Annotated in this window: 8 protein-coding genes; 4 read left to right on the top strand and 4 right to left on the bottom strand. The window is 46.9% G+C overall.

Annotated features, from left to right (window positions below):
* Window positions 1-33: 33 nt before the first annotated feature.
* From ACAM39_RS11015 to ACAM39_RS11005, 3 genes are all read right to left on the bottom strand, one after another.
* Window positions 34-1,692 carry a phospholipase D family protein gene (locus ACAM39_RS11015; RefSeq protein ID WP_369627705.1) on the bottom strand — a complete coding sequence of 553 codons (1,659 nt, stop codon included), beginning with the start codon at window positions 1,690-1,692 and terminating at the stop codon, window positions 34-36.
* 38 nt (window positions 1,693-1,730) lie between these two features.
* Entirely contained in the window at window positions 1,731-2,636 is a 906-nt protein-coding gene (locus tag ACAM39_RS11010) for a crotonase/enoyl-CoA hydratase family protein (RefSeq protein ID WP_312539986.1), read from the bottom strand.
* A 192-nt stretch (window positions 2,637-2,828) separates the two neighbouring features.
* Window positions 2,829-6,164 carry an ATP-binding protein gene (locus ACAM39_RS11005; protein WP_369627704.1) on the bottom strand — a complete coding sequence of 1,112 codons (3,336 nt, stop codon included), beginning with the start codon at window positions 6,162-6,164 and terminating at the stop codon, window positions 2,829-2,831.
* Window positions 6,165-6,542: 378 nt separating this feature from the next.
* Here ACAM39_RS11005 and cysM point away from each other — a divergent pair, with 378 nt between their 5' ends.
* The 4 genes from cysM to ACAM39_RS10985 are packed head-to-tail and all read left to right on the top strand — an operon-like array spanning window position 6,543 to window position 9,631.
* Window positions 6,543-7,466: a cysteine synthase CysM gene (cysM, locus tag ACAM39_RS11000; protein ID WP_219299785.1), complete on the top strand. Its 924-nt coding sequence runs from the start codon at window positions 6,543-6,545 to the stop codon at window positions 7,464-7,466.
* 39 nt (window positions 7,467-7,505) lie between these two features.
* The gene (locus ACAM39_RS10995) at window positions 7,506-8,375 is read left to right on the top strand and encodes a 3'-5' exonuclease (RefSeq protein WP_369627703.1); all 870 of its coding nucleotides are present in this window, start codon (window positions 7,506-7,508) and stop codon (window positions 8,373-8,375) included.
* A complete protein-coding gene (locus ACAM39_RS10990) occupies window positions 8,372-9,076 on the top strand; it encodes a fumarylacetoacetate hydrolase family protein (RefSeq protein WP_369627702.1) in 705 nt (234 codons plus the stop codon). The genes ACAM39_RS10995 and ACAM39_RS10990 overlap by 4 nt, the downstream gene beginning before the upstream one ends.
* Before the next feature lie 18 nt (window positions 9,077-9,094).
* Complete coding sequence (locus tag ACAM39_RS10985; RefSeq protein WP_369627701.1) at window positions 9,095-9,631, top strand: hypothetical protein; 537 nt, start codon at window positions 9,095-9,097, stop codon at window positions 9,629-9,631.
* A gap of 142 nt (window positions 9,632-9,773) precedes the next feature.
* Here ACAM39_RS10985 and ACAM39_RS10980 read toward each other — a convergent pair whose 3' ends face one another.
* Entirely contained in the window at window positions 9,774-12,740 is a 2,967-nt protein-coding gene (locus ACAM39_RS10980) for an insulinase family protein (RefSeq protein ID WP_369627700.1), read from the bottom strand.
* Window positions 12,741-12,775: the final 35 nt, after the last annotated feature.

Here is a 12,775-nt window from a genome sequence, read left to right as displayed (position 1 = left end):
TTGGCGAATGCTGTAGTTCATAACAATGACAGCTTATAAAAATTTTTCAAGCGGCAGGTGCGATAGCATCCATACTAGCGTACGCTGCCAAGCCTTGGTTTGTGGCTCTTCATCATACGTGACGATTTGACCGTTTTCGAGCGTTGACCACTGAATATTGTCATCTTTGAGCGACAAGGTGTAGCTGGTTGTTGGCAAGGCCTGCAAAAATTCATTGCGGATTTTGTTGGCAAGTACAGGGTGGGCGATGGCAACGCCAAGTTCGGTATTGGTCAAGGCTGAACGCGGATCAAAGTTGAATGAGCCGATATACACCTTTTCACCATCGCTTTCAAACGTTTTGGCATGCAAGCTGGTTGCAGAGCTTCCTGTCAAGTATGAATCACGCAGATTGTCTTTGATGGCATTGGGCTTTAATTCATATAGCTTGACCCCAGCTTTGAGTAAGTCTTTGCGGTGTTTGGCATAGCCAGAATGTACGAGCTTGACATCGGTGGCGCTCATGGCATTGGTTAAAATATTCACCGCTACGCCTTTTTTTGCAAGGTTGATAAAATAGTCTTTGCCTTGCTCCGTGGGTACAAAATACGCAGAGATTAAATTGAGTTCACGACTGATTTTACCTAAGCTTTGGTTGATGTCTAACCCTTGGGTATTGGCTTTGCTGCCCAGTTTGTCAGGATTGTCCGTCAATAGCTGGACGTTTGCCCAGTAGAGCGGCAGTTTTCGTTGTTTGATTTGGTTGACAAAGTCGATTGCCACCAAGCGCTTTAGATAGTCGTTTTTCAGCTTTAGCACAGGGTCGAGTTGTTGCGACGCAGGTTTATCGGCTTTTTGGGTTTTTGGAATAAACACTTGGTTTAGGGCGGATGCCTTAGGTTTTTTGACCAAATCGGTGATAAGAAAAGCCAGTTTATGGTTCCAATATTGGTCAAATGCTTGTGACATTTGCGGCACAATATGCCCAACCATCAGCACATCTAGGTCAGAAAATACTATCTCTTGGTTTAAAGAAAAATACTCATCCCCGATATTACGCCCGCCTGTGATGGTGATTTGGCTATCAGCGGTGATAGATTTGTTGTGCATACGATGATTGAGCCGCTCAAAATCGCCCACAAACCCTAGCCAGCGCCACGAGCGAAAACGATTGGGGTTCATCAATCTCACTTCAATATTGGGGTGTTCATTGAGTACCCACAGCGTTGGGTCGAGACCACGGGTATTATTGTCATCTATCAATAATCGCACGCGCACACCGCGCTCTGCCGCTTCTTTGATGGCTTGGAACATCAGATTGCCAGTGATGTCGTTATTCCAAATATAATACTGCACATCTAGCGTTTTCTCTGCGGTGCTAATGAGCAGCATACGTGCGGCAAACGCATCCATGCCATCGGGCAAGGGATAAACGCCCGTTTTTTGTGGATTGCTTTTAACCAATTCTGCGATGCCATCGGCCATGCTTTGCGAGCCAAATTGGCGAAAACGGCTGGAGGGCTCATCAGGTGGCATATCGGTTGCCACCGTTTTTTGATGGTCTTTGGTAATGACAGCGGTTTGATACGTGCTGGATTTGCCCGTGTTGACAGGCAGACGACCCCACCAGGCGATAAAAAACAAAATCGCCATAGCTACCAAAAATAGGCTGGCTAAAAAAATAAGACGACGTTTGAACAGGGGTCTTAGCATGATGGCACCCACCAAGGTCAATTAAGCCATGGGTTAAATTAGTTAAATTGACGCCCAATAAATTTGACGGTTTCATCCTTGGCTTTTTTGACGGCAAGCTTGCGGTTTTGTCCCAGCAGTAATTTGATTTGCCACAGTTTTTCTTGATACAAGGTTGTTGCAGGCGTGTGATACATGGCATTGATGATGCGTTTGCTCGCCAAGACGGCATCGGGGGAGCGATTACTTAATTCTGTGACCAAATTCTTCGCAACTGCCATTGGCGTGTCGCTTAGATGGCTGACCACACCGTAGTCAAAGGCCTGCTGACCATCAAAAATCCGTGCGGTCATCGCTAACTCCTTGGCGATGTCCGCGCGTAGCACCCCCATCGCAGACCGGGTCAATCCCATATCCGCTACCAGTCCCCATTTGGCTTCCATAATGGCAAATTGGCAATCCGCTGTGGCGATACGGATATCGGTCGCCAGTGCCAACTGTAGTCCTGCGCCAAGGCAATGTCCATGCAATATACTGATGACAGGCATCGGCAGTTCTCGCCACACAAGGCACACTTTTTGAAATTTACTTTGAAACGGTTTGATAAGCTCCCAAGCGACCTGTTTTAGGTTTTTTGGGTTGTTTAAATCCGCCAAATCAATGCCGGTAGAAAAGCTTTTACCTTCACCTGCCAAAATCACCGCCCGCACGTCCGTCCATGTGGTGAGCAGGTGGGCTAAATCAGTGAGTTTATCCATCAACGCAAAACTTAACGCATTGCGCTTGTCAATCCGTGTCAGCCAAACAATGACGCTATCATCACCGCTAAGTTCCAACCGCACATCGGGCGCAAGGTTATCGTTTGCCGCTTTGATCCGCTGCGCTAAAGACACAGCAGTAGCACGCTGATAAAATGGCAAAAACCCTACACCCGGCAATATTTTTGATACCGACAAAACCGACATACGCATCCTTAAAATTTAACTGTCCCAATAAACTTAAAAAAATGTTGCGAAAACGCAAAGATTTGCAATCATTAATCTCACTTTACTGATTTTGTTGGTTGGGCACAAGAGGCGATATCGGACGATACGTTTAAGAAAGGTAACGTGGAATAGTAAGTATGCCAAACCTAGGTGGCATTGTGGTGATGGGTGTCAAATCATCTTCCAAGTCATGTCGTTTTCTTTGAGCTGGGCATATTTGAGTGCAGGGAATTGGCTCAAATCAGCCTGTGCCAAGTTATCGAGCGCTTGTAGCATTTGCTCATAATAAGGCGCCAAAATGGCAAATTGCGCAGGCGAGCTATTGTTGATATTTAGCAAGCACTTGTCTTCAAGATTTTGACTGGCTTGACGTAGCTGTGGTACGCCCGTATAACGACTCGCCCCTAAAATGCGATGCGCCACGTGGGATAAGGCTTGCCTGTCGTGGCGCTGCCAAGCCTGCTGCAAGTCACTTTTTTCCTGCTCAATTGATTCAATCAGCAGGGTAATTAAATTGGCTGCCAAATCAGGCTTACCTGCTACCCGCATCACCGCATCATCCCAATCAATGACCGCAAGACTTGCTAGTGACTCGGCGCTATGCTGACTGCTGACCGATGGTAGGCTTGGCAAATTAGCGTTGTCATCGGTGGTAGTTGCTGAGGCGGCTAATGGCGTATGAGCAAATACGGCACTCTCTTTGGGGGTTGCAGGTGCAGTACGCAGGTTATTTGCCCTAGACGCTATAGGCGCTATCGACCGCACTGAGCTAGGTGAGTTGATAGCAGACATGTCAGAAGCCACATCAGCGGTTGAGTCAAAAGTCACATCAGCGGATACGGACGTGCTGTGTTTACCCAACCAGCGTTGCAGGATTTGCAATAACTGGGCTTGACTGATTGGCTTGCCCACATAGTCATCAATCCCAGACGCCAATAATTTATCGCGTTCATCCGATAGACTATGCGCGGTCAGGGCAATAATCGGAATATGTTTATGTCCTGCTTGCGTTTCAACCTTACGGATTTGGATGGCGGCTTCACTGCCTGACATTCTTGGCATTTGAATGTCCATAAATATCAAATCCACAGCGGTATCGCTTTGTGACTGGTGGGTAGTGATGTATTCAATGGCATCAAACCCACTATTAACCGTCACCACATTAATGCTCAGCTCAGCCAATAACGCTTCTAGTACCAACAAATTGGGCAGATGGTCATCCACGGCAAGCACAGTAAAGCCATGCCACTGCGGCAGTGTGGGCTCTTGGCTGCTGGCAGAATTGCTATCGAGCAGCTGATAAAGTTGGCGGCGATCGAGCGGCTGATACAAGGCTTGTGCCTGGTAACGCGACAACAATTCTGGCTCAAGATTGACTTGATAGCCAAATAGTAGCAATTTACCAGCATAATGTAAGCGTACTTGTTTGAGCAGCGACGTGGTATCCTCAGTGGTGCCATTGTCCACGATGACCCAATCCCAATGATTGCCTGTTTCTTTGAGCGATTCAAGTAGGCTGGCTAGCGTACTTGCGGTAGTAATGGCGATCGGTAATTCACGCAGCGAGCCTTTTAACACTTGTAAGCTTGCAAGATGGTCAATCCAAACCAAGATATTTACCGCAGCAGTGGTATCAGCCGCCACATAACCGGCATCGCTTTTTGGCGGGACGATGGCGGGTAACTGCCAAATGGGGTCATGGATAAGCAGGCGCTGCTGCTCTTGGTTACTGATGCTCATCGGCAAAGTAAACCAAAACGTCGTGCCTTTGATTTTGTGCGATTGGCTCGCATCACCCGCTTGCTCAGTGGCGTTGTCATAAAAACCAATATTGCCGCCCATCAGATAGGTAAGCTGTTTTGAAATCACCAATCCCAGCCCCGTACCGCCGTACTGACGAGTAATCGAAGGATCGCCTTGGGAAAAACTTTGGAACAGCACTTTTTGATGCTCAGGCGAAATCCCGCGTCCTGTGTCTTGCACACTGATATGAATTAAATCATCGATGTCATCATCCAGACTGACCCGCACAATGACCTCGCCATCATCGGTAAATTTGATGGCGTTATTGACAAGATTGGTCAAAACCTGCTTGGTGCGTAACGCATCCCCCACTAGATAATGCGGCACATCGTCATAGAAGAACACCGCCAGGCGTAAATCTTTCTCTGCCGCCAGTGGCGATAGCATATCCACCACATCGTAGATACTGGCATACAGGTCAAATTCATGACTATCCAGTACCAGTTTGCCGGCTTCAATCTTAGAAAAATCAAGCACATCATTAACCAGTGCTAATAGGTGCGCTGAAGATTTACGAATCGTTTGCACGTACAAGTCTTGCTCGGCATTTAAGCCGCCATGACGGGATAATAGGTTGATAAACCCATCAATACTGTTAAGTGGGGTGCGTAATTCGTGGCTGATATTGGCTAAAAATGCCGATTTGGTTTGACTGGCTGAAACCGCGGCATCACGCGCATTGCGAATTGAGATGTTTTGCATTTCCATCTCATCAAAAGCCAATCGCAAATCATCTTCGGTCTGTTCGGCGTGATTTTTGAGCTCTTGGAAACTTTTATGCAGACGTCTTAAGGTCTTGACCAAATCCTGTTGCAGTTGGTTGATTTCACCACTGGCGTTGATGGTCATCGGTTTATACAGGTTGTTGGCGTTGGTGCGCTGCAAATGTAACCGCATCTCATAAATCGGCGCAATCCAGCGTCTGGCATATATGTGGGTGGTCAATAGCAGCAGTAAAATAGTAAAGAGTCCGGTAATCGCTAACGCTAACATCACTTGATAGCGAGCCACTTGTAGCGGCTCATTATCAATATTGACAATAAGCCATAAGGTCGGTAGTGGGGCAGTCGCATTGGCGGGCGCGCTTAGTACCAATTTTCGACCAAATAAGCTACTGCCCTTGCTATTAAACAGGCTTTTGGATTGGGTGTTGAGCTGCGTCAGCAAATAAGTTTGCTGCGTATTGCTTTGCGCTTGCAGGTGTCGTCCCAAAAAAGGCAACAAGCGCGGATTGGGCTGTTGTGACAAATCACCAAAACTGACCAACACTTTACTTTGTTCGTTGACAATCGCCACGCCTTGCAAGTGTTTGTCGTTGATGGCATTTTGTAGGGCAAATTTCACATTGGCTTGTAGCGCCGCCAATTCTTTGGGTGACAGCTCAGCTTTATTTGCGCTGCCTTTGTTTAAGTTATCTTTATTTAAGCCATCTTTACTTGAGCTATTATTGCTATTAGGCTGAGTGCTAGTTGTAGATAGCGCTTGGTTGATTTTAATCAGATTCGTCTGCATAGAAGCGGCGACAGGCTGCAGAGTCACCAGCAAATTATCCGCGGTTGATTGCTGAATGGTACGCGCAGCACGGCTGGTATCCGATAACACCAAAAAACCACCTGTCAACGCGAGTGCGCTAATCGGCAAAAACACCAACAGTATCAACTGTCCATAAGCGGTGGAAAAATCCAAGTGAAATCGTTTGCTCACATTGCTAGCCTTGCATCAGCCTAATTTAGGCATCAGATTTTTTATCAGGGTTTTGGGGTATAGCGTTTCATTTTATAGGATTTTAGCCAATTTTGCTTGTGTCGCTGGGGTTTTTGTCGCAAGTAAATTTTTGACAAGTCTATACCCCAGCAAAAAATCGAGATAAAATCAGATGGGGTAGCGGTTGAAAAATGACTGGCACAATAATCATGATTCGCCACTGACGGGTGATACGAATTTTGCTAAACTACGCGCGCAATCTAAAAAATTTACTGTTAAAAAAACTAATTAACGCTAGCTAATCTATAAGCTAGACTAAATGCGTCTACTCAAAACTCGTATTATCAAAAGTTCATGGCCAAAAACTAAGGTTGTCTTATGACCCATAATAATTTCATCACTGAAACCAGCACGCTCAATGACTGCATTGGACATACGCCACTGGTCAAGCTGGCGCGATTTGCACCGCAAACCGACCAAGGCACAGCCACCCTGCTTGCCAAACTTGAAGGCAACAATCCAGCGGGCTCAGTGAAAGACCGCCCTGCCTATAACATGTTTTATCAAGCGGAACTGCGTGGCACTATCAAGCCAGGCGACACCATCATTGAGGCTACCAGTGGCAATACAGGCATCGCCCTTGCCATGGTCGCAGCAATGCGCGGCTATGCGATGACGCTGATTATGCCTAGCAACTCTACCCAAGAGCGTAAAGACGCTATGGCAGCGTATGGGGCGACACTGATTGAAGTCGATAACATGGAATCGGCACGCGATCTTGCCCAGCAAATGCAGGCAGAAGGCAAAGGCATCGTACTCGACCAGTTTAACAACCCTGACAACAAACAAGCGCATTATCTGACCACAGGTCCTGAGATTTGGCAGCAAACCAATGGCACGATTACCCACTTTATTAGCTCAATGGGTACCACAGGCACCATCATGGGCGTGTCCAAATACCTAAAAGAACAAAACCCAAACGTGCAAATTATCGGTTTACAGCCCGCTGAAGGCGCTAATATCGCAGGGATTCGCCGATGGCCAGCCGCCTATTTACCAAAGATTTTTGAGCCAAGTTTGGTCGATAGGGTGATGGACATCGAGCAGCACGATGCGGAAGTGTTTATGCGTAAGCTTGCTCGCGAAGAAGGAATTTTTGCGGGGGTGTCATCAGGTGGTGCGGCATGGGCAGCGTACCAAATCGCTAAAGAACACCCGGATGCGGTGATTGCATTTATCGTCTGTGACCGTGGCGATCGTTATCTATCAACAGGGTTGTTTGGTGTTAAAGATGACGCTTAATACTCAATAACCTAAAGCAGAAACTAACAAGGAAGTATTATGGCTACGCCATCGCCGATTTTAGTATTTGATATCGAAACCATACCCGATGTTGCCACAGGCAAGCGGCTATACCCTGAGTTGGCTGGGTTATCGGATAACGATGCCATGACCAAGCTTATGGCACTGCGTGAGCAAGATGTTGGGCATCCTTTTATGCCCCTGCCTTTGCACAAAATCGCCTGTCTTTCGGTGTTGTGGGTGGCGGGTGGCAAAATGACCCTCAAATCGCTGTCGCTGGCTGAGCATAGCGAAGCGCAAATGATTCAAACCTTTTTTAATGCCATCGAAAAAAATCCATTGTTGGTGAGCTGGAATGGCAAGGGCTTTGATATACCCGTCATGGTATATCGGGCGTTACAGCATGGTCTAACCGCGCCCAAGCTGTTTAGCCAAACCGGTGAGATGAGATACAACAACTATATCAACCGCTATCATGACCGTCATACCGATTTGATGGTGAAGCTTGCCATGAATAGCACGTCGCAAAAACTCGATGTCGTCGCATCCCTATGCGGCTTTGCAGGCAAACAAGCGTTGGACGGCTATGATGTGGTGCCTATGGTGCAAGCAGAGGCATGGGATAAGCTCACCACCTATTGTGAAAGTGATGTGCTCAATACTTGGCTGATTTTTTTGCGCCACCAACGATTGACGGGACAATTTTCAGCTGAGCAAAGTGAGCAATGGGAATCCACCACCCGAGACTATCTGCAATCGTTCACCAATCAAGACAATAGCCTGCGCCATGATAAGTTTTTGCAAGCGTGGCAACCTGCTAGCAATTTAGCCGCTGACCAACATGTCACTGATATTGCCATCACCCAGCCGCCATCTGATACCCCAATAACCCAAGTAGAATCACCATGAATACGATTTTTCCACCCAGCCAAGTGGTGGCATTGCCCATCCATCAATCTGAGCAAACTTTTCCTGTCCGCCGTGTGTATTGCGTGGGGCGCAACTATGCCGACCACGCCCGCGAAATGGGTAGTGACCCAGACCGTGAGCCGCCATTTTTCTTTTGTAAAGCCGGTGACAGCGAGTCGATTATTGCGGTTCGACCCGATAGCGTTGCCCACTTGCCTTATCCGACTAAAACGCAAGCGCTACATTATGAAGTAGAATTGGTGGTTGCGATTGGCAAAGAGGGCGCCAATGTGAGTGTAGCACAGGCACATAACTTGATTTTTGGCTATGCCGTGGGGCTCGACATGACGCGCCGTGACTTGCAAAACGCCATGAAGCAAAACGGTCGCCCGTGGGAGATTGGCAAGGCGTTTGACTATTCGGCACCGATTGGCGAAATTTATCCCGTTGCTAGCGTTGCTCAGATACAACAAGCAAATATTTCACTGGCGGTGAATGGGGAGCCTAGACAACAAGGCAATATCAATCAGTTAATCTGGAATGTGGCAGAGACCATTGCCAATTTATCGGATTTTTTTGAACTCAAAGCAGGGGATTTGATTTTTACAGGGACGCCAGCGGGCGTCGGTGCGGTGGTCAAAAGCGATACCATACTGGCGCAAATTGACGGACTGGGTAACATTGAATTGCTGGTGGTTTAGAATTAAGTGATGTTAATCATGAAAAAATTAATATTAGCACTTATGTTGTTTATGGGTTTGACATGTCATGCAGAGACAAAAAATTCTGACATTGAAAAAATTCTTGTCAATTCATATTTTGAAAAACCTATTGATAAATCACAAGTTGCTTCTTTAGACCAACAAATTATTTTATCCAATTTTGCGGTATCTGCCACAGGCTATTTTTATCACCGCTGCTCTAAAATTTCATCTGATTATGCTGATAAAATTCAGTTTGTAACAGATAATTTATTAACAATTTTTCCAACGATACAAAGCGATTTGGCTCAAACGCATCAATGGCAAGATAATTTTGAAAAATTGGATAAAAAGGCATTGGCTACATTTGGAGTCATTACCGCAGTTAATCGCCTTGACGAGAATTTTATCAATGAACCGTTAATTGAAAAATCGCTATGTGATGGTTTTATTAACAATTATGGGGGTAACACTGCTAAACAGGCTTGGTTACATTATTACCAACAAGCATTGCCTGTTTTGATTGATGAATTTAATCGAGTGTATATAAAATAAACTAGGCGAGAATTACCTAGCCTAATTGTCCATAATTAAGTAATAAAACAAAATTCAATATATCGTTGTAGGTCGTGTTATGCTGTCGCTAACACGACCTACAACGATATTATCATTTAACATGGTATCACTACTTAAATTATTAAATCACCTTTTCCACTTTAAACCCCATTTTTTGCATGAGTTCAGCTTTATCAAACGGCGCAAGGCTGGCACGAGTAAATGGCTTGTCTTTAAGATAAGTTCTTGTCACCCGCTGTAAGTCATCAAGGCTGACCGCCAAGATTTTGGCACGCATCGCTTGTTGCCACTCTTTGCCGCGACCATGTAACTCAGCAAACAGCGCCTTGACCGCTTCACCCGCAGGACTTGCGGGCTTATCCATTCCTGCCATCAATCCTAAAATCGCTTCTTCAATCCAAGCATCGGTTTTTTCGCCTGTGGTTTGCGCGAGTAACCAATCAATACTACCCAAAAAATCATCAAACGTGGCTTGGTCACGCGGGTCACGGTAGCTATAAAACTTGAAAGAGCAAGCATTGCTATCATAGCTCGCGCCGCCGCCATATGCCCCGCCTTGCTCACGAATGGTACGATGCAGATAGTTGTTGCGTAGTACGCTTGAGAGCACCATCAAGGCAGGGGCATCGGGATGGTTGGTCGGCACGGCGTCAAAGACAAGCGCATGATGAAACACATTGGTTTGCGCAAGCCACGCGATATCGCTACCGTCAGTGGTAATGGGCGATTCGATTAAAGTAGCGGTAGGCTCATCAACAGGGGCTTGCCAGCTCTCGCTGATTGCTTGCTGCAGCGTCGGTAATACCTCTGCTTCGGCGATGATGAGCGCTTGTTTTGGCAGGGCTTTGATGTAGCGATGTAAACTGGCTAAGCGCTCTCCGAGCTTTTGCCACGCACTGCTATCTTGCTCCGCTTGCTGCAAAAATTCAGTTAAGCTATTTAATGCAGGCAAACCACCGCGTACATATTCAAGACGGGCGATTTTACTGGTGTTACGGCTCGCTGTTTGCATGGCATACGCATGACCTGCATTGGCAAGGCGCGATTGCCAGCCCATTTGTTTTTGGGTCAGTAGCTCTTCCATTCGCGCATATTCAGTAAAAATAGTGTCGTTGAGCACTTCTTTAACCAGCTCAATCGCTTCAAATTTACGTGACAATGAACGGGTAGCGACCACTAAGAAGCTATCCATTTTTTCGGGGTTGTCAGGTGACGTGCGCTGGCTGATTCTGACCGTCACACCGCTTGAATGGCGTGCTTGCCGCGCTTGAAATGCCAAGGCATCGTGTTTGCGCGTGCCTACTTCACTAATCAAGCTCAGATAGGTTGGTAAATCTGGGTGATTGATAAGCGCTTCATGACCTTCTAGGGGTATAATCACTTGATAATAGTACAGACCATTGGTGCCTGCTTCATATTCATACAACGTACTTGGCACACCACTTAAAGTGATATCGCGTTTTGTACCTGTTTTAAATTGAATTTGGGCAGGAATATCCGCCAATCCCACTTTGGGTAGCAAATCCACATCATCAGGCGTAGCTTGGCGCTCGGCAAGGGCTTTGGCTTGGGCGATGAGCGCATTACGCGTGTCATCGGTGAGTGCCGCTGCGATGGTGTCAAGTTTGGCTTGCTCATCCTTGGCTTGTTGCTCAGATTTGCTGGCATCAGGGATGAGTGTCAAGCGCACGCGATGCGGATTGTCGAGCAAAAATTTGCGAATCAAATCGGCGATAAAATCCGGGTTTTGTACTTGCTCACGTAGCCAGTTTAGGTTTTCATCGATATCCCACACATGCATGGGGTCGCCGTCGTGGATAGCCGTACTAAAGCCTTCTAGCATCAAATTTAGACCATATGGCATACTATCGCCACCGATATGACGCTGGTCGATTTCGATTTGGTGCAAAATGGTTTCAATCGCTTCACTGTCCACAGGCTGGTCCGCCACTTGTTTGAGTAAGTCCAAAATTCCTTGCTCAATGGCATCGCCATGCTCAGGCTCAGAGCCACGGACACCCGCATAAAACACCATCTGATAATGGCTGTCATCCAAGCCCAGTAGCGGCGTTGGGGCAGATGCCAGCGGATGGCTATCGAGATACGCCCGCAGCGGCGAACCTGCATGTTCAACCAATACGCCTTCAAGTAGTCGCATAGCCAAGCGCTGCTTACCGTCTAAAATTGATGGTAATAACCATGCCATGACGTGATGGGTTTGTTTGGGTTTCACCATATCGACACTGTAAGTGTCCGTCACGCTGATTGGCGCGGTCAATGATTTTTCGAGTCGTGAGGCGTGTTTTTGCCCTTTAGCAAACGCTTTGCCTGCCACCGCCAATGCATCCTCATGGATACGGGCTTGGGTCTCTGCCACAGGGATATTGCCAAAGCTCATCACCACCGCATTGCTTGGATGATAGTGACTTTGATGAAACTTGACCAAATCAGCATGAGTCAGCTCAGTAATTGCAGCAGGCTCACCGCCAGAATTGTAGTGATAAGTGGTTGTGGGGAATAAATGACGCGCCAGCGTATGATACAACTGGTCAATCTCGCCACTCATCGCGCCTTTCATTTCATTAAACACAATGCCCTTGTAGTGTGGTTTGCCGTCTTCATCAAGCTCCACGCGAATCCCTTCTTGGGCAAAATCGAGCGGATTTAAACTTGGGAAAAATGTCGCATCTAGATACACCGACAACAAGTTAAAATAATCTTGACGGTTTTGGGTGGCAAACGGATACGCCGTCCAATCTGCCGCGGTAAACGCATTCATAAACGTATTGAGCGAGCGCTTAATCATGCTAAAAAACGGGTCGCGCACGGGATATTTTTCAGAACCACACAGACTGGTATGCTCTAAAATATGCGCTTCACCGCGGTCGGTCATCGGCTGGGTGCGAAAGCCAATCATAAAGGCATTTTCATCACTCGGGTGGGCGAGGTGATAATGAATCAACCCAGTGGCGTTATGTTCGCTCACCAGCACATCAAGCGATAGCGCATCGATACGCTCATGAGAGCGTAGGGTAAAAGCAGGGTGCAGGGTCAAATCTAAAGCAGAGTCGTGAGAAGTTGCGGGCATGAAGTTACCTGTGTGTCATCATAATATTTGTCAGA

This window comes from Moraxella sp. K02 (assembly GCF_041154755.1).
Lineage (GTDB): Bacteria > Pseudomonadota > Gammaproteobacteria > Pseudomonadales > Moraxellaceae > Faucicola.
Note: the sequence above shows the minus strand (reverse complement) of the source record. Positions and strands in the feature narration are given on the sequence as shown.